Source organism: Amycolatopsis sp. CFH S0740, assembly GCF_004522315.1.
Classification (GTDB): Bacteria; Actinomycetota; Actinomycetes; order Mycobacteriales; family Pseudonocardiaceae; genus Amycolatopsis; species Amycolatopsis nivea.
Genome location: NZ_SDLS01000022.1, coordinates 21,207 through 41,595, shown reverse-complemented (window position 1 = coordinate 41,595; position 20,389 = coordinate 21,207). Strand labels below are relative to the sequence as shown.

The window sequence follows — 20,389 nt, the reverse complement described above, 5'->3', positions numbered from 1 at the left end:
CACAAGACGCGCGATGCGATACTTTTCTGCCATGCGCACGATCGGGGTGCTGCTCCTGCCGGGCAGCCGGATGTTCGACCTCGCGGTGATCGCGGAGGTGTGGGCGCAGGACCGCGCCGACAGCGGGATCGGCCCGTTCGCGGTGCGCGTCTGCGCGCCGGGGCGAGGAAGGACGCGGGTGTCGCCGTTCGGCGAAGTCGTCGCGACGCACGGGCTTTCCGGCTTGGCCGACTGCGATCTGGTGCTTGCCCCCGGACGGGACGATCCGCTGGCCGAAGTGCCCGCCGCCGCTCGCGCCGCGCTTCGCCGGGCCCATCGTGCCGGTTCGACGGTGGCTGGGCTTTGCTCCGGAGCTTTCACCCTCGCTGCTGCCGGATTGCTCGACGGCCGGCCCGCGACCACGCATTGGCGGGATCTGGACGCCCTCGCGACGGCCGCGCCGGCTGCCGAACTCTGCCGCGACGTGCTCTACACCGAACAGGACGGCGTGCTTACCTCGGCGGGCGTCGTCGGCGGTCTTGATCTTTGCCTGCATCTGGTTCGCCGTGATCATGGAGCCGAGGTCGCCGCGCGGCTTGCCCGGCGGCTGGTGATGCCGCCGGTGCGGGAAGGCGGCCAGCGCCAGTACGCGGAAGCTCCGTTGCCCGCCAACGCTTCCCGGCCGGGTATCGCGTCGACAATGGACTGGGCGCTGACCCGGCTCGCGGACGAGATCGGGGTGCCGGATCTGGTCGAGCACGCCGGGATGAGCCCGCGGACCTTCCATCGCGAGTTCGCTGCCGCGACGGGGAGCACGCCCGGCCGGTGGCTGCTCGTCCAGCGGGTGCAGCACGCGCAGCGGCTGCTGGAGACCACGGATCTGCCGGTCGCCCGGGTGGCCGAGCGGGCGGGGCTCGGCAGCGCCGCGAACCTGCGCCGACGGCTGCGGGCGGAGGTCGGGGTCGGGCCGGATTCGTATCGGCGCACTTTCCGCATCCCGCCGGTCGGGGTTACGGTCGGGGCATGGGCGAGTACGAGCACCTCCTCGTGAAGCGGGACGGGGACACGGTCACCATCACGATGAACCGCGCGGCACGGCGCAATTCGCTGTCCGCCGACCATCTCGGCGAATTGCTCGCCGCGTTCCGCGAGGCGGGCGAGTCCGACGCGACCGGCATCGTGCTGGCCGGCGCGGGGCCGGTGTTCTCCGCCGGGCACGACTTCGGCGACGTCGCCGCCCGCGACCTCATGGGGGTGCGCGAACTGCTCACCCTGTGCACGACGCTGATGCGGACGATGGAATCGGTCCCGCAGGTGGTGATCGCCCGGGTGCACGGCCTGGCGACGGCCGCCGGATGCCAGCTGGTGGCGTCGTGCGACCTGGCGGTCGCGGCGGAGTCCTCGGGATTCGCGCTGCCCGGCGGCAAGGGCGGCTGGTTCTGCCACACGCCCGCGGTGCCGGTGGCGCGCGCGATCGGCCGGAAACGCCTGATGGAACTGGCCTTGACCGGCGACGTGATCGACGCGGCGACCGCGCTGGACTGGGGCCTGGTCAACCGCGTGGTCCCGGACGATTCCCTCGACGAGGCGGTCGCCGACTTGCTCGGCCGCGCGACCCGCGGCAGCCGGGCGAGCAAGGCGATGGGGAAGCAGACCCTGTACGCGCAGCTGGACCGCCCGGAAGCGGACGCCTACGCGATCGCCGTCGAGGTGATGGCTTCGGCTTCGCAGCTGCCGGGGGCGCGGGAGGGAATGGCGGCGTTCCTGGAGAAGCGCAAACCTGACTGGACGGACTGATCCTGACGTACGTGAGGGCCACCCTGAGGGAATCTGATTCCCATAGGGTGGCCCTCACGGACTTCTGGCGAAAGCCCAGTCAGCGACGTTCGTGCAGCAGCAGCAACGTATAAGCCGCCACCGTCTGCGCGTCCGAGATCTCCCCGGTGGAGATCATCTTCTCGACCTCGGCCCGGCTGAACCACGCCGTCCGCATGTCCTGTTCTTCCAGTTCCCGCTCCGGCGCGCCCTCGGTGAGGCCGGTCGCGAGGTACACGTGCCCGCGCTGGCTGGTCAGCCCGGGCGCGACGTCCAGCATCCCCAGTTCGGTGAACGCCGACGCCCGCAATCCGGTCTCCTCCCGCAATTCCCGTTGCGCCAGTTCGGCGGGCGGGGTCTCGGCGAGGTCCGGCGCGGTGCCCTGCGGGAATTCCCAGCGCCGCATTCCGAGCGGGTACCGGAATTGCTCGACCAGGTGCAGCCGGTCGCCGTCGAGGGGGATGACCAGCGCGTAGGTCGGTTTGTCGACGACGCCGTAGATGCCGTCGCTGCCGTCGGCGCGGCGGATGACGTCCTCGCGCACCGTCATCCAGTTGTTCCGATACACCTCGCGGGTCGCGACACGCTGAATGGGGTCCACCTCGCCAGTATCGCCGAGCCTGTCCTACCCTCGGCGGGTGCGTCTCGTGCTCCCCTCTCAGCAAGCCAGCCCGCTCCGTGCGGGGCGGGTCCGATGAGGCTCGTCGTCGCCCGGTGCCAGGTCGACTACGTCGGCAGGCTGACCGCGCATCTCCCGATGGCCAACCGCGTCCTGATGGTGAAGGCCGACGGCTCGGTGCTCGTGCACTCCGACGGCGGCTCCTACAAGCCGCTGAACTGGATGTCGCCGCCGTGCTGGCTGATCGAGGACCCGGACGTCTGGACGGTCCAGAACAAGGCGGGCGAGAAACTCGTCATCACCATCGACGAGGTCATGCACGACCTGAAGCACGACCTCGGCGTCGACCCGGGCCTGCAGAAGGACGGCGTCGAAGCGCATTTGCAGGAACTGCTCGCCGAGCACATCAAAACCCTCGGCGACGGCTACACGCTGGTCCGCCGCGAGTACCCGACCGCGATCGGCCCGGTCGACATCATGGCCCGCGACGCCAACGGCGGTTCGGTCGCGGTGGAGATCAAGCGCCGCGGCGAGATCGACGGGGTCGAGCAGCTGACCCGGTACCTCGAACTCCTCAACCGCGACCCGCTGCTCGCGCCGGTGCAGGGCGTGTTCGCGGCGCAGGTGATCAAGCCGCAGGCGCGCGTCCTCGCCGAGGACCGCGGGATCCGCTGCGTCGTCTTGGACTACGACGCGTTGCGCGGCACGGATTCGGACGAGTTCCGGCTGTTCTGAGCACCGCCCGGGGTCAGGCAGCGAGCGGCTGCCGGTAGCGCCGGGCCTGCGTCGCGACCCGGGCGCCGAGGTGGCGTGCCGTGGCGAGGTCGGCGGCGTGGACAGCTTCCGGGCCCTGGTCGTTCCAGGTCTGCGCGCCCGCGCCGAGGTAGAACCCGAGCCGGTTGTCGTCGTGTTCGCTGCTGGTGGTGGTGTTCCAGCCGGGCATGAGGCCGAGGCTGACCCAGTGCATGCCGTGCTGCGCGGCGAGCAGCGCCAGGTACTGCAGCGTGTGCAGTTTGTCGCCGCTCATCGAGCCGGAGTTGGTGAACCCGGACGCGAGTTTGTCCAGCCAGCGCTGGGACATCCAGCGCTTCGAGGTCGCTTCGGCGAACACGTGGAACGCGCCGGACGCCGAACCCATGTAGGTCGGCGTGCCGAAGATGATCGCGTCGCTGGCGTCGAGGGTTTCCCATTTCGCGTCGGTCATTTCGGCTACGTCGACCAGGTCGGCGCGGGTGCCGGGCACTGACTCGGCGCCCGCCGCGACGGCCTTCGCGATCTCGAGGGTGTGCCCGTAGCCGGAGAAGTAAGCGATGGCGACGTGAACAGAGGACATCAGAGGTTCCTTTCGCTGTTGACGTTGATAACGCTATTCCGATGACAGCGTCAGTGTCAACGTCAACAGGAATCTGTTATCGTCGGCACATGGCATCGGACGACCAGCGCGAGCGCATCCTGAGCGAAGCGGTGAAACTGCTGGCGACGGCCGGCCCGTCGGGGCTGTCCACCCGGGCGGTCGCGGCGGCGGCCGGAGTGCAAACTCCGACGCTGTACCGGCTTTTCGCGGACAAGGACGGGCTGCTCGACGCCGTGGTCACCTTCGGTTTCGAGAGCTACCTCGCGGAGAAGCACGCGCTCGAGCCCAGCGAGGATCCGGTCGAGGACCTCCGCCACGGCTGGGAGATGCACGTCGCGTTCGGGCTGGCCAACCCCGCGATCTACACGCTGATGTACGGAACCGTCCGGCCGGGCAAACAGCCCGCGGCGGCGGCGGAAAACCGGGCCATCCTGTGCGGCATGCTCGAACGCGCCAACGCGCAGGGCCGGCTCCGGGTGCCGGTCGAGGCGGCCGCGGTGGCGATCGAGGCGTCCACGACCGGCGCGGTTCTGCTCCTGCTGGCCCAGCCGGAAGAAGCGCGGGACATCGAGGTGATCCGGCCGTTGGGCGACCTGGTGCTCGACGCGCTGATCGACCAACCGGCCCCCGAAAGTTCCCCGATCGCCGACCGCGCGCAGGCTCTGCTCGGAATCGTCACTCCCACCAAGGACGCCGACCCGGTCACCGAAGCGGGCTTTAGCGTCTTCGAGGCCGGTCTGCTGCGCGAATGGCTCGCCCGGCTCAACGAAGCCAGCCGATGACGCCGGAGGGAATGCGTCAGACCGCCGACCCGGCTCGACGCTGAGCAGCTTTCGCAGCGAACCACGCCTTCACTTCCGCGTGGAACAACGTCGTCACCACCACTCCAGCCAGCACCAGGCCCGCCGCCGCTGCTGCGCCACCGACCGCCAGGTTGAGCAGTCCGCCGAGCGCGGACGGTACCTCGACCGCGAGCAGGACCCATCGGCCCCAGCCGTAGCCGAGCAGAACCACGATCCCGGCTGTCAGCAGTCCGGCGGTGAAGGCGTACGACAGGTACTCCAGCGAGTACAGAATCGAAAACGGTTCCTCGCCGCCAGCGCGCTGCTTGTCGATTTGCCGATGGGCGAAGACGCCGAACGCGCCGTTCAGCAGCGCTTGCAGGACCACGAGCCCGAAAGCGGCGCGAAGCCGTCCGGGGAGGGGCAGCGCGGGGCCGGTCATCGCCGGGATCTTATGGGCCCGACGCCGAGCAGCACCCCGGAACGAGTGAATCTGTCCCGTTGGTGAGGGGTTGGCGAGCGAAGCGACAGGACTCAACACGGGTGCTTCCGGGCACGCGGAATGCACAGGTCAGCGGCAGGTTGGTGAAAAACCGCGGTGTCGGGGTGCCTCTTCGGAATCCATGCAGTACTGTGCCGGTCTGACAGGAACGATGGTGTTTTCTGTGTGAGAATGTTTGATTCGGAGGTGGCAGGGTGCCGTTCCTCGCCGACGCGAACTTGCGGCTCGACGCGAGTCCGATCGACTACATCGAGTTGGCGTTCTATTTCGTCCTGGTGCTCGGCATCGGCTATCTCGCGCGAAGGCAGGTGTCGAGCAGTCTCGACTTCCTGCTGTCGGGCCGGTCGCTGCCGGCGTGGGTCACCGGTCTGGCGTTCATTTCCGCGAACCTCGGCGCGGTCGAGGTCATGGGCATGTCCGCGAACGGCGTCCTCTACGGCCTGCCGACCGTCCATTACTTCTGGATCGGCGCCATCCCGGCGATGCTGTTCCTCGGCCTGGTGATGATGCCGTTCTACTACGGCTCCAAGGTCCGCAGTGTCCCCGAGTTCATGCGGCGGCGGTTCGGTCCGACGGCACACCTCGTCAACGGCATCAGCTTCGCCGCGGCGCAGATCCTCATCGCGGGCGCGAACCTGTTCCTGCTGGCCAGCGTCGTGAAGCTGCTGCTGGGCTGGCCGCTGTGGGTGTCGATCGTCGTCGCGGCCGCCATCGTGCTCACGTACACCGCGCTGGGCGGGCTGTCCGCCGCGATCTACAACGAGGTGCTGCAGTTCTTCGTGATCGTCGTGGCGCTGCTGCCGCTCACCATCGTCGGCCTGGTCAAGGTCGGCGGCTGGCAGGGCCTGGTGCAGAAGATCACCGACGGCCCCGGCGGCACCGCGCAGCTGCACTCCTGGCCGGGCGACAACCTGACCGGCTTCGGCAACAACTTCCTGTCCGTCCTCGGCATCGTGTTCGGCCTCGGCTTCGTGCTGTCCTTCGGGTACTGGACGACGAACTTCGTCGAGGTCCAGCGTGCGATGGCGTCGAAGAGCATGTCGGCCGCGCGGCGGACGCCGATCATCGGCGCGTTCCCGAAGATGCTGGTGCCCTTCATCGTGATCATCCCCGGCATGATCGCCGGCGTCGTGGTGCCGGAGTACATGCAGGACAAGGGACTTCTGCTGCAGGACAAGACCGCGCCCAGCGGGGTCACCGCGAACAACGCGCTCCTGCTGCTGATGCGCGACCTGCTGCCCAACGGCATCCTCGGCATCGCGATCGCCGGTCTGCTCGCGTCGTTCATGGCGGGCATGGCGGCGAACCTCAGCTCGTTCAACACCGTCTTCACGTACGACATCTGGCAGACGTACGTGAAGAAGGACAAGCCGGACGGCTACTACCTGAGCCTCGGCCGCAAGACCACGGTCGTCGCGACCGTGCTGGCCATCGGCACCGCGTTCGTCGCGTCGCAGTCGGCGAACATCCTGACCTACCTGCAGGACCTGTTCTCCTTCTTCAACGCGCCGCTGTTCGCCACGTTCATCCTCGGTATGTTCTGGAAGCGGATGACCGCGGCGGCCGGGTGGATCGGCCTGGTGGCCGGTACCGCGTCGGCGATCACGATCTGGGCGCTGTCGCAGCTGGACGTGCTGTCGCTGGCCGGGCAGGGCACCAGCTTCGTGGCCGCGGGCACTGCGTTCGTGGTCGACATCGTGGTGAGCGTCGGGGTTTCGCTGGCCACTCAGCCGAAGCCGGACGCGCAGCTGGTCGGCCTCGTCTACTCGCTCACCCCGCGCGACGCGCTCAAGCACGACAACACGGGCGAGAACGCGGGCTGGTACCGCAAGCCGGGCCTGCTGGCCGGCATCGTCCTCGTGCTCACGATCGCTCTCAACATCATCTTCTGAGGAGGCCCGCATGACCGAGAAAACCTCGCGGCCGCACAAGGCGGGCGCCTTCGACATCCGGCTGATCATCGCGCTGCTGCTCGGCGTCTACGGCGTGATCCTCACGATCATGGGCGCCGGGTTCACCAGCGACGACGACCTCAAGAAGGCCGCCGACGTGAACATCAACCTCTGGTCGGGCATCGGCCTGCTGGTGGTGACCGCGATGTTCGTGCTGTGGGCGGTGCTGCGGCCGCTCGTCGTGCCGCCGAGCACCGAAACGACGGAAACCTCACCCGCCGAATAACCGGGTTGCGCCCACGTCCGGCGACCTGGCCCGCTAGGTTGCCGGACGTGGTGCACGATCGCCGGTTCGGCCGGTTCCTCAAGTTGTCCGCCCTGGTCGCGACGGGCGTGATCGCGATGTCCGCGTGCGGCGGTCCGAACCTGGGCAAGGAGAACTTCGCGCGCACGACTGTCCCCGCCGGCGGGGACAGCGCCGCGACGTCCGGCCCGATCACCGATCCCGCGGTCGCTCCCGCCGTGCTGCGCGACCTGCTGCCGTGCCAGTTCGTGGACAAGACCGCGATGAGCCCGCTCGGCACGATGCAGGGCGAGGCGACCGCGTCGAGCACGCAGTTCGACTCCTGTGTCGCGAAGGCGACCGACCCGGGCGGCAAGGAAATCCGGGCGAGCGTCGACGTCGGCGGCCTCGTGACGTTCGCCTCCGACAAGACCACCGGCGCGGTCGGCGGGCTGCCGCAGGTCGAGGTGCCCGACCTCGGCGGCGGATCCGGCTGCGTGGTCAGCGCGCTCACCGAGCGGAACCCGGCCATCGGCGTCTCCTTCCGGATCGACTACACCGGCGGCGACGCCTGCGCCGCGGGCCGCAAGCTCGTCGCGACGGCGGTCGAGAAACTGCACAACAACCCGCAGAAGTACACGCCCGGCCCGGGCACGCTGCTCGCCGTCGACCCGTGCACGGTGCTCGACCCGGCCGCGGTGGACGGGGTCGTGAAGGGCGGGAAGCCGCGGCCGTCCGGACTGCACTCGTGCGAATGGGGCCTCATCCCGAGCGTCCGGGTGACGATGTTCCCCGGCGTCGCGCCGAGCGAGGGCGACGGCTGGCTGAAGGCCGACGTCGGCACGCCGAGCCAGGCGTACTCGAAGCAAGGCACCTCCGGGTCGAGCTGCCAGGTCAAATGGCAGCACCGGCAGTGGAAGGAAGAGCGCGTCGAGGTGGTCCAGCTGGAGTACACGAACTCCGACGCGCAGCCGGACAAGGACGACCCGTGCGGCAAGACCGTCGGGCTCGCCAAGCAACTGGCCGGGAAACTGCCCGCGGCGTGACCAGGGGGCGCTTTGCGGCGCGCCCGGCGACCTCATAGGTTGGGGTTCGTCCACGACGCCGAGGTGCCGGAGGTCCGCCATGAAAAAGATCATCAACGATCCGGCGGCCGTCGTCGCCGAATCGCTGAGAGGGCTCGCGGTCGCGCACGCGGACCTGCTGCGCGTGCGCGACGATCCGGCGCTGGTCGTGCGCGCGGACGCGCCGGTGGCGGGCAAGGTCGCGGTGGTGTCCGGCGGCGGGTCGGGGCACGAACCGCTGCACGGCGGGTTCGTCGGCCCCGGGATGCTCGACGCCGCGGTGCCCGGCCCGGTGTTCACCTCGCCGACCCCGGACGCGGTGCAGGGCGCGATCGCGGCGACCACCGGACCGGCCGGGGCGCTGCTGATCGTGAAGAACTACACCGGCGACGTGCTGAACTTCGAGACCGCCGCCGAACTGGCCGCGGCCGAGGACCTGGACGTGCGCAGCGTGGTCATCGACGACGACGTGGCGGTCAAGGACTCCACGTTCACCGCCGGGCGGCGCGGCGTCGGCGGGACCGTGCTGCTGGAGAAGATCGCCGGTGCGGCGGCCGAGCGCGGCGATGCGCTGGACGCGGTGGAAGCGTTGGCGCGCAAGGTGATCGGGCAGGTCCGGTCGATCGGGGTAGCGCTGTCCGCGCCGACCGTTCCGCATGCCGGCGAGCCGAGTTTCGACCTCGGGCCGGACGAGATCGAGTTCGGCATCGGCATCCACGGCGAACCCGGCCGCGAACGGATCCCGGCCGAACCGGCGGACGCGCTGGTCGCCCGGATGGTCGAGGCGGTGGTGTCCGACCTGCCGTTCGAATCCGGCGACAAGGTGCTGCTGTTCACGAACTCGATGGGCGGCACGCCGCAGCTGGAGCTGTACCTCGCGCACGGCATCGCCGAGCGGCTGCTGGCCGAGCGCGGGATCCTGGTCGAACGCAGGCTGGTCGGCCCGTACATCACCAGCCTGGAAATGCAGGGCATCAGCCTGACCCTGCTGAAACTGGACGACGAGCTTACGCAGTTGTGGGACGCGCCGGTGCGCACGCCCGCGCTGCGGTGGGGGATCTGATGGCCTGCACTGCCGAAGGGGTCGCGGCCGCGTTGCGCGCCGCCGCCGAAGTGATCGCCGAACACCGCACCGAACTGGTGGACCTGGACCGCGCGATCGGCGACGCCGACCACGGCGAGAACCTCAGCCGGGGGTTCACCGCCATCGTCTCCGCGCTGGAGACCGCGGTGCCGGAAACCCCGGCCGGAGTCGTGAAACTCGCTGCCACCACGTTGATTTCCAAGGTTGGCGGCGCGGCCGGACCGCTTTACGGGACGGCTTTCCTGCGTGCGTCGGCGAAGCTTGGCGACGCGGCGGAGATCGATGTGCCGTTGCTGCTGGACGCGTTGCGGGCAGCATTGGAAGGCGTGCAGGCGCGCGGCAAGGCAGTGGGCGGCGACGCGACGATGGTCGACGCGCTGATCCCGGCGCTCTCCGCGGCTGAAGGCGCTGCGGACGGAACGATCGCGGACGTCCTCACCGCGGCGGCGGACGGAGCGGACCGCGGTGCGGAGTCCACTGTGGACTTGATCCCGCGCAAGGGGCGTGCCTCGTACCTCGGGGAACGCGCGGTCGGGCACATGGATCCGGGCGCTCGTTCGACGGCGCTGCTGCTGCGTGCGTTCGCGGAGGCGGCCCGGTGACCGTCGGAATCGTTCTTGTGTCGCACAGCGCGAAACTGGCCGAGGGCCTTGCCGACCTGGCGGCCCAGATGGCCCCGGACGTCCGGATCGTCCCGGCGGGCGGTCTGCCCGACGGCGGCGGCATCGGCACCGACTACGACGAGGTCGTCGCGGCCACCCAGCGGGCGGATTCAGGCGACGGCGTGGTGCTGCTGTACGACCTCGGCAGCGCGCAGATGACCGCAGAGCTGGCGGTCGAATCGCTCGCTGACCCGTCCGCCGCGGTCGTGGTCGACGCACCGCTGGTGGAAGGCGCGGTGGCGGCGGCCGTCGCGGCGCAGGGCGGGGCGAACGCCAAGGCGGTGGGCGAGGCCGCGGCGAGCGCCGGTGTCGCGCCCGATCTGGCCGCGGTCGACCTGTCGGCGGCCGGCGAGGAAGGCGTGGTGGAGAAGGAATTCACGCTGACCAACGACGTCGGCCTGCACGCGCGCCCGGCCGCGGTCGTGGTGCGCAGCCTGGCGGAATTCGAGGCCGAGGTGTCGATCCGGCTGGGCGAGCAGGAGGCGGACGCGCACAGCGTGCTGGCGCTGATGTCGCTCGGCGCGCGCCAGGGCGACCGGATCGTGGTGCGGGCGCGCGGGCTCCAGGCGGCGGAGGCGGTCGCGAAGGTGGCCGAGCTGGTGGAGTCGAACTTCGGGGAGTAACGCCGGTTTCCGACCGGGTGACTTCGCCCGGACTGACTCGATTCCGATGTGCTTTCGAGGGGCTCGCGTGGCACAGTGAGCGGCAATTACCAGCGGGTAACCTCTGGAGGCCCTGTGGCACGGGAAATCTCGACGGTCGGTGTGGTCGGTCTTGGCACGATGGGCGCGGGCATCGCCGAGGTGCTCGCCCGCAGCGGGCTCGACGTGGTCGCGGTGGAACTCGACGAGGCCGGGGTCGAACGCGGCCTCGGCCACCTGCGGCATTCGACCGAACGGGCGCTCGCGGGCGGCAAGCTCGACGAGGCGGGCCGCGAGGCGCTGCTCGGCCGGATCCGCACCACGACCTCGCTGACCGAACTGTCCGAAGTGGACTTGGTGATCGAGGCGATCCCGGAGAACCTCGCGGCGAAGGCCGAGGTGTTCACCCAGTTGGACCAGGTGACCCGGCCGGACGTGGTGTTCGCGTCCAATACGTCCTCGCTGTCGATCACCGAGATCGGCGTGCACACCGCGCGGCCGGGCAAGGTCGTCGGGATGCACTTTTTCAACCCGGCTCCGGTGCTGAAGCTGGTCGAGGTCGTGCGCACGGTGGTCACCGAGCCGGACGTGGTGTCCGACGTCGTGGAATTCGCGCAACGGCTGGGCAAATCGCCGGTGGTGATGGGCGACCGGGCCGGGTTCATCGCGAACGCGTTGCTGTTCGGTTATCTCAACCACGCGGTGCGGATGTACGAGCAGCGCTACGCCACCCGCGAAGATCTTGACGCGGCAATGCGTTTCGGCTGCGGCTACCCGATGGGCCCGCTCGCGCTGCTCGACCTGATCGGGCTGGACACCGCGTACGAAATCCTCGACACGATGTACCACCAATCCCGGAACCGGCTGCACGCGCCCGCGCCCTTGCTGAAGCAGATGATCACCGCGGGGCAGTTGGGCCGCAAGAGCGGACGCGGTTTCTACACCTACGACGCACCCGATTCGCCGGTGGTGGTGGATTCGGTCACTTCGTCCGAAGTGGACTCTTCGGTGGCTCGCGAAGTGCGGTCTGTCGGCGTGATCGGCACCGGCACAATGGCGACCGGAATCGCGGAAGTGTTTGCCAAGCGCGGGTTTGACGTCGTGCTCCGGGCGCGGAGCATGGAGAAGGCCGAAGCGTCGGTGGCGAAGGTGAAGAAGTCGCTCGACAAGGCCGTGGTGAAGGGCAAACTGTCCGAAGAGGACGCTGCGGCCGCGCTCGGCCGGATCCGTCCGGTGACGGACTTCGAGGAACTGGCGGACGTCGACCTGGTCGTCGAAGCGGTGGCCGAGGAACTTTCCGTTAAGCAGGCGGTGTTTTCGGCGTTGGACGAGGTCGTCAAGCCGGGTGCGGTGCTCGCCACCACGACGTCTTCGCTGCCGGTCATCGAATGCGCGGCGGCGACTTCGCGCCCCGGTGACGTGATCGGCCTGCACTTCTTCAATCCCGCGCCGGTGATGAAACTGGTGGAAGTGGTGTCGACGATCGCCACCGCTCCGGACGTCACTGCGACCGCGACGGCAGTGTGCGCGGCGGTCGGCAAACACCCGGTGCATTGCGGCGACCGGGCCGGATTCATCGTGAACGCGTTGCTGTTCCCGTATCTCAACGACGCGGTGAAAATGCTGGAAGCGCATTACGCGTCGGCGGACGACATCGACACTGCGATGAAGGTCGGCTGCAGTCTGCCGATGGGGCCGTTCGAATTGCTGGACGTGGTCGGGCTGGACGTGTCGCTGGCGATCGAGCGGACGCTGTTCAACGAGTTCCGCGAAGAAGGCTTCGCGCCGGCGCCGTTGTTGGAACACCTCGTGACGGCGGGACGATTGGGCCGCAAGACCGGCAAGGGTTTCAAGGACTACTGACGCTTCTACGGGTAGAGAACGGTCCGATCACCGGTCGCGCCGCCGGATGCGCGCGCCCTGCGCGGGTTCGCCGTCCGGCGGCAGCAGCGGGCCGCCTTGCCACTGCTGGAACACAAGGTTGGTGTGCACGCGGGCGACCTCGTCGCGGGAGGTGAGCTCGTCCAGCACCAGCCGCTGCAACTCCGCGGCCGAGGTGGTGGCGACGTGCGCGAGGAAGTCGTCCGGCCCGGTCAGGTGGTAGACCGCGCGGATCTCCGGCAGTGCCAGGAGATGTTCCACGAACTGCTCGACCAGCGGCCGTCGATGCGGCCGGACCTGCACGAACAGGAACGCTTCCAGCGGACGCCCGACCTTCGCCGCGTCGACCTTGGCGTGCTGTCCGGTGATCACGCCGGTCTCGCGCAGTCGCGCCACCCGGTCCAGACAGGTCGACGGCGCGAGCCCGACCGCGGCCGCGAGCTCCTTGTTCGACGTCCGGGCATCGTTCTGCAACACCCGCAGAATCTCAAGATCAACCGGACTCAGTTCGACGGTCTCGCTCATCGCTGAATCTTATCCGAGATTGTTGCGTTGCGGCCGTGTCGTGTCCGAACGTGACTGCCATGACTTCCGCCTTGCGCACCCGAGCCGTCCACGCCGGTCGCGACGATCTCGCCGACCTCGGCCTGCACGCCGCCCCGCTCGACTTCTCCACGACCTACCCCGCGCGCGACAGTGCCGAGGAGGCCCGCCGGATCGACGAGTTCGCCGCGGGCGGGAACGTCACCGGCATCTACGGCCGGATCGGCAACCCGACCGTCGAACGGTTCGAGCAGGCGCTGGCGGAACTCGAAGGCTTCGACCACGCCGTGGCCTTCGCGAGCGGCATGGCGGCGGTCTCCGCGTGCCTGCTTTCCGCGGTATCGCAAGGAAAACGGCACATCGTCGGCGTCCGGCCGCTGTATGGTTGCACGGACCACCTGCTGACCACCGGCCTCCTGGGCACCGAGGTCACCTGGACCGCGCCCGAGGATGTCGCGGAGGCTCTGCGCCCCGACACCGGCCTGGTTTTCGTGGAGACGCCCGCGAACCCGACCTTGAGCGAACTGGACATCGCCACCCTGACCGAGGCCTGCGGCGACGTCCCGGTCCTGGTCGACAACACCTTCGCGACGCCAGTCCTGCAGCGCCCCGGCCGGCTGGGCGCCCGAATGGTGCTGCACAGCGCGACCAAGTTCCTGGGCGGCCACGGCGACGTCATGGGCGGCATCGTGGCCTGCGACGCCGAGGAAGCCGCGCGCCTGCGTTCCCTGCGCTTCGCGACCGGCGGCGTGCTGCACCCCCTCGCCGGATACCTGCTGCTGCGCGGCCTCTCGACACTCCCGCTGCGGGTGAAGGCTGCTTCGGAAACCGCCGCCGTGTTGGCTTCGCGTCTGGCCTCGCACCCGTCGGTGAACGCCGTGCACTACCCCAAACTGGGCGGCCCACTGGTGGCCTTCGAAGTAACCGGCGACCCCCACGCGGTCATCGGCGCGGTCCGGCTGATCACGCCCGCGGTGAGCCTGGGCAGCGTCGACACGCTGATCCAGCACCCGGCCTCGCTGACGCACCGCATCGTCGCCGAGGACGACCGTACGGGCTCGGGCATCACCCACGGCCTGCTGCGGCTTTCGGCGGGGCTGGAGGATGTCGAGGACTTGTGGCTTGACCTGGATCAGGCGCTGAAGTCCTGCTGATCGGGTGGGCGCGCGGCATCCACCGCCGGGGTTGGCGGTGGATGCCGGGGCCCAAGAGTTCGCCGGACCGGTGAGCACGGGGCTGGGCTGGAAGTTCCGCCGACCAGCTTCGGTGCCGAGCCCCTCGCCAACCGGTCGGCCCGGTCGCGAGGTGCGCTGATCGGCTGCGGCAACCGTGCCGGGCTAGGTGGGAAGCTTTGCCAGCCAGCCCCTCGCCAGCCGGGCGTCCCAGCCGCGATGCAAGCCGGTCAGCTGCAGCAACCGCCCCCGCAGCACCCTCCGCCAGCCGGTGCGGGCGCGGAGGCCGAACCGGTGAGCGCGACCGTCGTGAGGAGCTTGACCGTGTCCGTATGCCCCTCCGGGCACGGGGCGGGCGCGCTGGACTCGGCCATCGGGCGCTGGAGTTCGAACGTCTCGGTGCAGTCGCGGCAACGGTAGGCGTAGGTGGGCATGCGTCGATTATCGCTGGCGGGCCGCGTTGGTGGGAAGCTGTCCGGGTGGATGTGCCTCAGTACGCGGATGTTCCGCACCTCGGCCAGGTCGTTCCCGCCCTGCTCGGCGCGCTGGGCGTGCCCGGCGAGGACGGCGGCCTGGCGCTGCCCGAAGCCCGCAGCGCGTGCGTGCTCCTCATCGACGGCCTCGGCTGGGAACTGCTCGCCCAGCACGCCGCCGACGCCCCCGTTCTCACCGAACTCGCCAGCAGCCCCCTGCGAGTCGGCTTCCCGTCGACAACCGCCGCCGGTGTCGCCGCGATCGGCACCGGTCTGGCGTCGGGCGAGCACGGCATGGTCGGCTATACCTTCGAGATCCCGGGAATCGGCGTCCTGAACGCTCTGCGCTGGCGCTCCCACGACGACGGCAGCGACCTCCGAGGTGCCCTGCCTCCCCGCGAAGTCCAACCCCTCCCGACGACCTTCGAACGCGCCGCCGCCGCAGGGATCGAGGCCGCGGTGGTGTCCTCGGCACATTTCGCCAATACGGCCCTGACCCAGGCAACGCAAAGCGGTGCCCGATACGCCGGCGTACACGCGCTGGGCGACCTGGCCGCGCGAACCTTGGACATCCTCTCGTCGCGCGCGTTTTGCTATGCCTATCACAGCGAATTGGACCTGCTAGGCCACCTTTACGGCCCCGGATCGACCGCGTGGCGGATGCAGCTCCGGCACGTCGACCGGCTTGTTGAGTCCATTGTGGACGGACTGCCCGCCGGTGCCGTGCTGGCGGTGGTGGCGGACCACGGAATGGTGACCGTCGAGGAGAAACTGAACCTGGAAGACACTCCGGAACTGCTGGCAGGCGTCCGCGCGTTCGGCGGCGAGGTCCGCGCGCGGCACGTCTACACCGAACCTGGCGCGACGGCGGATGTGGTGGCCGCGTGGCGTGAGGTCCTCGGTCAGCGGGCCTGGGTGTTGCCGCGCGAGGAGGCGATCGCGGCAGGCTGGTTCGGCGCCGCGGTGAGCGATCGGGTGCGCCCGCGGATCGGCGACGTCGTCGCCGCGGCGACGGGAACCTTCGGCATGGTTCGCGAACTCGCCGAGGCCGTGGAGTCGAACCTGGTCGGCCAGCACGGCTCGCTGACGTCGGCGGAGCAACTCGTCCCACTGGCGATCGCCCGAGGCTGACTTCCTGCCGGAGCTCTCGCAGGTGCGTGAGGGGAACCAGGTTCAATGCCAGGAACTTATGGCGAGGTTGCGGGTGCGGTTGAGTCGTGGCTGCCCGGGCCGCGTGACCCCGGTGAATGTACGTGAGGGAAGCAGGTTCCCAATGCCAGGAACTCAAGCGGTGCCGATCCCGCTCGCTGACCGTCCACACGAGACGCCAACAGCAACCGAAATGCCCGACTAACGACCATCTGACCGATACTTGAGGTCCGTGAGGGCCACCCTGAGAGAATCAGATTCCCTCAGGGTTCCCCTCACGTACCTGCCGCAGCGTCGGCGGGTGCGGCTCGGGGTGTGTGGCCGAACCGTCCCGACGTCCGGTTACCGTGGCTGCGTGCCCAGACGCAATCGACCCGGCCGAGGCCGTTCCGGTCCCGTCGAACGGCCGGACGCCGGCGCGGTCAGCGGCTGGGCCCGCAGCGAATCCGCCCCCGACGGCGACTGGCTGGTGCGCACGGTCCCCGGCTCGCAGGCCGCCAAGACCTACCGCTGTCCCGGTTGCGACCACGAGATCCGCCCGGGCGTCCCGCACCTGGTCGTGTGGCCCGCGGACGAGACCGGCGGCGTCGCGGATCGCAGGCATTGGCATCGGCCCTGCTGGGAGGCCCGGGCGCGGCGACGGCCGAACCGGCGTTGGTGAACGAGAAAGCGACACGAGCCGGCGAGTAAGGCTACCCTTGCTTGTCGTGATCCAGTCTCACCAGATCTGCGGTCCGACCGGCTCCGCCGCGGCCGAGGACAGCCACGCGGCCTACCTGTCGTCGATCGCGTGCGCCGAACCAGGGCCCGACGGGACGGTCCGGCACCGGCTGCGGCCGGAGTTCGGCGACGGCGCCATCGAGGTCACGACGCTGCGCCGCGGGCTGTCGCTCGTCCGCTACGACGTCGAGTTCTCCGGGACGCACCGGGTCGAATACCGGTTCCCCGGCGACCATTTCGAGCTGGAGCACTGCCTCGGCGGGCGGATGCGCATCCGCGAGTCCGGCGCCGGCATCGGCGAGATGCGCGCCAGCGCGGTGTCGCTGAGTTCCCGCAGCGCTCTCGAAGGAATGGTCGAATACGAGGCGGGGGAGCGTTATCGCGCGGTCTCGGTGACCGGGACCTGGACCGGGCTGGAGTCCTACCTCCAGGACCTCGGCGCGTACTCGCTGCCCGCGATCGGGCCGGAACACCTCGCCCGCGAGCGGTATCTGGGCCGTTCGACAGCGTTGCTGCCCGCCGCCGATCCGCTGCGGGAGATCTTCGCGCATCGCCGGGGTTCCGCGGGCCGCCTGCTGTTCCTGGAATCCCGGGTGCTGGCCGCGCTCGCCGCACTGGCCGACGGGCTGGGAGCCACGCCTGCTGCCGAAACCGGCGAACCCGAGCTGGAAGACCACGAGGCGGCCGCTTTGCGCCGCGTGCCCGACCTGTTGTGGCAGCAGCGCCACGACCCGCCGACGCTGGCTCAGCTGGCCAGGGCGTCCGCGATGTCGGTGCGCAGGCTCACCACCGGATTCCGGTCCCTGTACGGGATTCCGGTGATGGAGCACCACCGGCACCGCTGTCTCGACCGGGCGGCGGTCCTGCTGGTCGAGACGGACTGGCCGATCGCGCGGATCGCGTCCGAGGTCGGATACGCGTCGGCGAGCAACTTCGGGTACGCCTTCCGCCGGGACCGCGGGAGTTCGCCCGCCCGGTTCCGCCGCGACCGGACCTGACGCCGCAACGATCTCCACAGCACTGAGCCTCGCGCTCCACACCACGACCGCGCCGAGCCGCCGACGATGACGGCAGCGGTCGCTCGCCGGCCGCGTCGTGGCTCGGACGGAGTGGAGGCTCATGAACGGCGGCATCGACACCGCGACCCCGCGTACCGGAACCGGACGGCTTGTCCTCGTCCTCGGCGGTCTTTCCGCGGTGTCGCCGTTCGCGGTCGACATGTACGCACCGGGATTCCCACAGATCGTCTCCTCGTTCGGGACCACGACCGCGGCGGTGCAGTTCTCGCTCACCTCGTGTCTCGTCGGATTCGCTGCGGGGCAGCTCGTGCTCGGCCCGGTCAGCGACACACTCGGCCGCCGTCGGCTGCTGCTCGCCGGCACCGCGTTGTTCGCGGTCTTTTCCGTGGTGTGCGCGCTCGCCCCGAACCTCGCGGTGTTCGACCTCGCCCGGCTGTGCCAAGGGGTGGCCGGAGGCGCGGGGATCGTGCTCGGACGGGCGGTGATCAGCGATCTGTTCACCGGCGCGGGCGCGGCGCGCAGGCTGACCGCGCTGAGCGTGATCGGGTCGACCGCGCCGGTGCTGGCCCCGGTGCTCGGCGGGGCGGTCGTCGGGCTGGGTTCCTGGCGGCTGGTGTTCGCGGTGCTCGCCGTGACCGGGATGCTGCTCCTGGCCGGGGTCGGCTACTGGGTGCCGGAATCGCTGCCCGCGCACCGGCGGCTGCCCGGCGGCTCCCGGCGGGCGGCCTCCGCGATGGGCCGGCTGCTCCGCCGGCGCGCGCTGGTCGGGCATCTCCTCGTCGCCGGCTGCGGGATCGGCGCGTTGTTCGCTTACATCAGCGGCTCGCCGTTCGTCTTCCAGGACGGCTACGGCTTGTCGCCCGCCGTCTACAGCCTCGTTTTCGCGACGAACGCGGCTGGCACCGTCGTGGCCGGCGCGCTGTTCGCCCGGCTCGCCGGACGCGTGCGGCTGAACACCCTGCTCACGATCGGCGTGCTCGTGATGGCGTTCGCGACGGGCACGCTCGTGCTGCTGCTTCTCGCCGGCGTCAGCACGGTGCCCACGACCTGGATCTGCCTGTTCGGCGCGACCTTCGGATTCGGCATCGTGCTGCCCGCTTCGACGACGATCATCCTCGCGATCGGCGGGGACGCCTCCGGCGCGGCCTCCGGCCTGATCGGCGGCGCGCAGTTCCTGATCGGCGCGGCGGCGGCCCCGCTGCCCGGCGCCGCCGGAGCCACCACCGCGCTGTCCACCGCCGTCGCGGTGCTGGGTTTCGCGCTCGTGGCGGCGGTTGCCCTGTTCGTGCTCGCGCGCCCGGGGGAAGGGAACGGCGAGCCCGAAACCGCATGAGCGAAAGGAGATTCCCGTGCCCGTTCCGGAAGACGAACTGACCGCGGCTCCCGAACTGGAGCTCGCCCGGGCCTGCCCCTACCGGCCCAACGCGCAGCACGTGCGGGTGCGGGACGCGGCCCGCCCGGTGCGGATGCGGCTGCCGTCCGGGATGCCGGTGTGGGCGGTGGCCGGGCACCGCGGTATCCGCGCCGTGCTCGCCGACGACCGGTTCAGCGCCGACCGGCAACGGCAGGGTTTCCCCTTTCCCGTGGACGGCCAGCCGGGCGCCTTCCGCCGCACGATGATCTCCATGGACGGTGCCGAGCACCGCGCCGCCAGATCCGCGGTGGCGGGCGAGTTCACCGTCCGCCGGGTCCGGCGGATGCGGCCGCGGATCGAACGCGTCGTGCACGAATGCCTCGACGCCCTGCTGGCCGGCCCGAAACCCGCGGACCTGGTCCGCGCGCTCGCGTTGCCGGTGCCCTCCCGGGTGATCTGCGAACAGCTCGGGGTGCCCTACTCCGACCACGACTTCTTCCAGACCCGCTCCACCACGATGCTGCTGCGCACCGCCACCGCGCCGCAGCGGTTGCGGGCGATCGACGAACTGCTGGCCGCGCTGGAAACGCTGATCGTCGAAAAGGAAGCGGCCCCGCCCGACGATCTGCTCGGCCGCCAGATCCGGAAAGGCCGCGAGGACGGCGAATACCGGCGGACGTCCTTGGTGCGGATGGCTTTCCTGCTGCTCGTCGCCGGACACGAGACGACGGCGAACATGATTTCGCTCGGCGCGCTGAAGCTGGCGCGTGCTCGGCCGAGGCCGCTCCGGTCGCGGCGAGCCCGCGGCGCGCAGCCCTCGACCCTCTGGCCGGACGGGCGTTGGCAAAGGGAACCCCTTAGGGCGAAAGCATTTCCTTCCGGCGCGCCCGGTGCCTCCGGACCGCGTCGCGGTTGACGCACGCGTGGGTGCAGTACCGCTGCGTGCCGCTGCGGGTGAAGTCGACGAACGCTCGGCGGCATTCCGCCGCGGCGCAGCGGCCGAGACGGTGCAGGCTGGTCGAGGTCAGGTACTGGGCCGCCGCCACGGAAGTCACCCCGCGCAACACCGCGGGCAGGCGCATCCCGTCGTCCTGATAGTGCAGATGCCAGCTGTACCCGTCGTGCTCGGTGATCCGCGGGCAGGCGGCGGCCTCGGCCAGCAGGGCGTTCAGCAGCCGGACCCGGTCCGTCTCGTCCGTGGCGTCGACGACCTCGATCCACCGGTCCAGGAAAGCGCACACCTCGGGAAAATCCTCGTCGGCGACCGGCGGGACCGGGCCCATCTCCGGTTCGTCCCAGCGTCCGAGCAGGTCGGCGAGGTCCGCGGGACGGTCATTGGAGAGGCCGGTCACGAATTTGAGGAAACTCCGGTAGTAAGAGTTATGCGGCATAAGCCTATTA

At 70.0% G+C, this 20,389-nt stretch carries 23 protein-coding genes; 17 read left to right on the top strand and 6 right to left on the bottom strand.

The annotated features are described in order from the left end of the window. Positions 1–31 precede the first annotated feature (31 nt). The gene (locus EIZ45_RS30770; RefSeq protein ID WP_134667336.1) at positions 32–1,030 is read left to right on the top strand and encodes a GlxA family transcriptional regulator; all 999 of its coding nucleotides are present in this window, start codon (positions 32–34) and stop codon (positions 1,028–1,030) included. Continuing rightward, a complete protein-coding gene (locus tag EIZ45_RS30765) occupies positions 1,003–1,776 on the top strand; it encodes an enoyl-CoA hydratase-related protein (protein ID WP_134667337.1) in 774 nt (257 codons plus the stop codon). Before EIZ45_RS30770 ends, EIZ45_RS30765 begins: the two co-directional genes overlap by 28 nt. Positions 1,777–1,855: 79 nt before the next feature. Here EIZ45_RS30765 and EIZ45_RS30760 read toward each other — a convergent pair whose 3' ends face one another. After that, a complete protein-coding gene (locus tag EIZ45_RS30760; RefSeq protein ID WP_370318204.1) occupies positions 1,856–2,344 on the bottom strand; it encodes an NUDIX domain-containing protein in 489 nt (162 codons plus the stop codon). 144 nt (positions 2,345–2,488) lie between these two features. Between EIZ45_RS30760 and nucS the strand changes: the two genes are divergently transcribed. Further along, positions 2,489–3,148: an endonuclease NucS gene (gene nucS / locus EIZ45_RS30755; protein ID WP_037815327.1), complete on the top strand. Its 660-nt coding sequence runs from the start codon at positions 2,489–2,491 to the stop codon at positions 3,146–3,148. Positions 3,149–3,161: 13 nt separating this feature from the next. Here the strand turns inward: nucS and EIZ45_RS30750 are convergent, their stop codons facing one another. Further along, positions 3,162–3,746, bottom strand: a complete 585-nt coding sequence (locus EIZ45_RS30750) for a flavodoxin family protein (RefSeq protein ID WP_134667339.1) — start codon at positions 3,744–3,746, stop codon at positions 3,162–3,164. A gap of 89 nt (positions 3,747–3,835) precedes the next feature. Here EIZ45_RS30750 and EIZ45_RS30745 point away from each other — a divergent pair, with 89 nt between their 5' ends. After that, positions 3,836–4,549 (top strand): TetR/AcrR family transcriptional regulator, encoded by a 714-nt coding sequence (locus EIZ45_RS30745; RefSeq protein ID WP_043832131.1) that lies wholly within the window; start codon positions 3,836–3,838, stop codon positions 4,547–4,549. Between the two features lie 16 nt (positions 4,550–4,565). Here the strand turns inward: EIZ45_RS30745 and EIZ45_RS30740 are convergent, their stop codons facing one another. After that, positions 4,566–4,991 (bottom strand): hypothetical protein, encoded by a 426-nt coding sequence (locus EIZ45_RS30740; protein ID WP_134667341.1) that lies wholly within the window; start codon positions 4,989–4,991, stop codon positions 4,566–4,568. Between the two features lie 254 nt (positions 4,992–5,245). On the opposite strand from EIZ45_RS30740, the gene EIZ45_RS30735 reads away from it, so the two are divergent. From EIZ45_RS30735 to EIZ45_RS30705, 7 genes are all read left to right on the top strand, one after another. Beyond that, positions 5,246–6,943, top strand: a complete 1,698-nt coding sequence (locus EIZ45_RS30735; protein ID WP_043832136.1) for a sodium:solute symporter family protein — start codon at positions 5,246–5,248, stop codon at positions 6,941–6,943. A 10-nt stretch (positions 6,944–6,953) separates the two neighbouring features. Beyond that, the gene (locus EIZ45_RS30730) at positions 6,954–7,229 is read left to right on the top strand and encodes a hypothetical protein (protein WP_037815322.1); all 276 of its coding nucleotides are present in this window, start codon (positions 6,954–6,956) and stop codon (positions 7,227–7,229) included. A 47-nt stretch (positions 7,230–7,276) separates the two neighbouring features. Then, complete coding sequence (locus tag EIZ45_RS30725) at positions 7,277–8,272, top strand: hypothetical protein (RefSeq protein ID WP_205670172.1); 996 nt, start codon at positions 7,277–7,279, stop codon at positions 8,270–8,272. Between the two features lie 79 nt (positions 8,273–8,351). Further along, complete coding sequence (gene dhaK / locus EIZ45_RS30720) at positions 8,352–9,353, top strand: dihydroxyacetone kinase subunit DhaK (RefSeq protein ID WP_043832143.1); 1,002 nt, start codon at positions 8,352–8,354, stop codon at positions 9,351–9,353. Beyond that, entirely contained in the window at positions 9,353–9,976 is a 624-nt protein-coding gene (dhaL, locus tag EIZ45_RS30715) for a dihydroxyacetone kinase subunit DhaL (RefSeq protein ID WP_037815424.1), read from the top strand. The genes dhaK and dhaL overlap by 1 nt, the downstream gene beginning before the upstream one ends. After that, positions 9,973–10,659: a dihydroxyacetone kinase phosphoryl donor subunit DhaM gene (gene dhaM, locus EIZ45_RS30710; protein ID WP_043832144.1), complete on the top strand. Its 687-nt coding sequence runs from the start codon at positions 9,973–9,975 to the stop codon at positions 10,657–10,659. The genes dhaL and dhaM overlap by 4 nt, the downstream gene beginning before the upstream one ends. A 114-nt stretch (positions 10,660–10,773) precedes the next feature. Continuing rightward, positions 10,774–12,540 (top strand): 3-hydroxyacyl-CoA dehydrogenase family protein, encoded by a 1,767-nt coding sequence (locus EIZ45_RS30705; RefSeq protein WP_043832146.1) that lies wholly within the window; start codon positions 10,774–10,776, stop codon positions 12,538–12,540. A 27-nt stretch (positions 12,541–12,567) separates the two neighbouring features. On the opposite strand, the gene EIZ45_RS30700 is transcribed toward EIZ45_RS30705, so the two are convergent. Further along, on the bottom strand, positions 12,568–13,083 hold the full coding sequence (locus EIZ45_RS30700) for an Lrp/AsnC family transcriptional regulator (RefSeq protein ID WP_037815315.1): 516 nt from the start codon (positions 13,081–13,083) through the stop codon (positions 12,568–12,570). Between the two features lie 59 nt (positions 13,084–13,142). Between EIZ45_RS30700 and EIZ45_RS30695 the strand changes: the two genes are divergently transcribed. Next, on the top strand, positions 13,143–14,255 hold the full coding sequence (locus EIZ45_RS30695) for a PLP-dependent aspartate aminotransferase family protein (protein ID WP_134667343.1): 1,113 nt from the start codon (positions 13,143–13,145) through the stop codon (positions 14,253–14,255). Positions 14,256–14,503: 248 nt separating this feature from the next. On the opposite strand, the gene EIZ45_RS30690 is transcribed toward EIZ45_RS30695, so the two are convergent. Further along, positions 14,504–14,707 carry a zinc ribbon domain-containing protein gene (locus EIZ45_RS30690; protein WP_078870550.1) on the bottom strand — a complete coding sequence of 68 codons (204 nt, stop codon included), beginning with the start codon at positions 14,705–14,707 and terminating at the stop codon, positions 14,504–14,506. 45 nt (positions 14,708–14,752) lie between these two features. Between EIZ45_RS30690 and EIZ45_RS30685 the strand changes: the two genes are divergently transcribed. From EIZ45_RS30685 to EIZ45_RS30665, 5 genes are all read left to right on the top strand, one after another. Further along, positions 14,753–15,877, top strand: coding sequence for an alkaline phosphatase family protein (locus tag EIZ45_RS30685; RefSeq protein ID WP_134667344.1), 1,125 nt, complete (start codon positions 14,753–14,755; stop codon positions 15,875–15,877). Positions 15,878–16,250: 373 nt separating this feature from the next. Further along, positions 16,251–16,556, top strand: a complete 306-nt coding sequence (locus tag EIZ45_RS30680; protein ID WP_101438092.1) for a hypothetical protein — start codon at positions 16,251–16,253, stop codon at positions 16,554–16,556. Between the two features lie 46 nt (positions 16,557–16,602). Continuing rightward, positions 16,603–17,613, top strand: a complete 1,011-nt coding sequence (locus tag EIZ45_RS30675) for an AraC family transcriptional regulator (protein WP_134667345.1) — start codon at positions 16,603–16,605, stop codon at positions 17,611–17,613. A gap of 121 nt (positions 17,614–17,734) precedes the next feature. After that, complete coding sequence (locus EIZ45_RS30670) at positions 17,735–18,967, top strand: multidrug effflux MFS transporter (RefSeq protein ID WP_134667346.1); 1,233 nt, start codon at positions 17,735–17,737, stop codon at positions 18,965–18,967. 16 nt (positions 18,968–18,983) lie between these two features. After that, positions 18,984–19,904 (top strand): cytochrome P450, encoded by a 921-nt coding sequence (locus EIZ45_RS30665; protein WP_134667347.1) that lies wholly within the window; start codon positions 18,984–18,986, stop codon positions 19,902–19,904. On the opposite strand, the gene EIZ45_RS30660 is transcribed toward EIZ45_RS30665, so the two are convergent. After that, the gene (locus tag EIZ45_RS30660; RefSeq protein WP_167756598.1) at positions 19,846–20,379 is read right to left on the bottom strand and encodes a CGNR zinc finger domain-containing protein; all 534 of its coding nucleotides are present in this window, start codon (positions 20,377–20,379) and stop codon (positions 19,846–19,848) included. The genes EIZ45_RS30665 and EIZ45_RS30660 overlap by 59 nt on opposite strands. Between the last annotated feature and the right edge of the window lie 10 nt (positions 20,380–20,389).

What these genes read in the sequence shown, in the direction of transcription:
- EIZ45_RS30730 (WP_037815322.1), top strand. Translation starts at nt 6,954, where the DNA reads ATGACCGAGAAAACCTCGCGGCCGCACAAGGCGGGCGCCTTCGACATC.
- nucS (WP_037815327.1), top strand. Translation starts at nt 2,489, where the DNA reads ATGAGGCTCGTCGTCGCCCGGTGCCAGGTCGACTACGTCGGCAGGCTG.
- EIZ45_RS30750 (WP_134667339.1), bottom strand. Translation starts at nt 3,746, where the DNA reads ATGTCCTCTGTTCACGTCGCCATCGCTTACTTCTCCGGCTACGGGCAC.
- EIZ45_RS30700 (WP_037815315.1), bottom strand. Translation starts at nt 13,083, where the DNA reads ATGAGCGAGACCGTCGAACTGAGTCCGGTTGATCTTGAGATTCTGCGG.
- EIZ45_RS30695 (WP_134667343.1), top strand. Translation starts at nt 13,143, where the DNA reads ATGACTTCCGCCTTGCGCACCCGAGCCGTCCACGCCGGTCGCGACGAT.
- EIZ45_RS30770 (WP_134667336.1), top strand. Translation starts at nt 32, where the DNA reads ATGCGCACGATCGGGGTGCTGCTCCTGCCGGGCAGCCGGATGTTCGAC.
- EIZ45_RS30760 (WP_370318204.1), bottom strand. Translation starts at nt 2,344, where the DNA reads ATGACGGTGCGCGAGGACGTCATCCGCCGCGCCGACGGCAGCGACGGC.
- dhaL (WP_037815424.1), top strand. Translation starts at nt 9,353, where the DNA reads ATGGCCTGCACTGCCGAAGGGGTCGCGGCCGCGTTGCGCGCCGCCGCC.
- EIZ45_RS30670 (WP_134667346.1), top strand. Translation starts at nt 17,735, where the DNA reads ATGAACGGCGGCATCGACACCGCGACCCCGCGTACCGGAACCGGACGG.
- EIZ45_RS30660 (WP_167756598.1), bottom strand. Translation starts at nt 20,379, where the DNA reads ATGCCGCATAACTCTTACTACCGGAGTTTCCTCAAATTCGTGACCGGC.
- dhaK (WP_043832143.1), top strand. Translation starts at nt 8,352, where the DNA reads ATGAAAAAGATCATCAACGATCCGGCGGCCGTCGTCGCCGAATCGCTG.
- EIZ45_RS30690 (WP_078870550.1), bottom strand. Translation starts at nt 14,707, where the DNA reads ATGCCCACCTACGCCTACCGTTGCCGCGACTGCACCGAGACGTTCGAA.
- EIZ45_RS30745 (WP_043832131.1), top strand. Translation starts at nt 3,836, where the DNA reads ATGGCATCGGACGACCAGCGCGAGCGCATCCTGAGCGAAGCGGTGAAA.
- EIZ45_RS30765 (WP_134667337.1), top strand. Translation starts at nt 1,003, where the DNA reads ATGGGCGAGTACGAGCACCTCCTCGTGAAGCGGGACGGGGACACGGTC.
- EIZ45_RS30740 (WP_134667341.1), bottom strand. Translation starts at nt 4,991, where the DNA reads ATGACCGGCCCCGCGCTGCCCCTCCCCGGACGGCTTCGCGCCGCTTTC.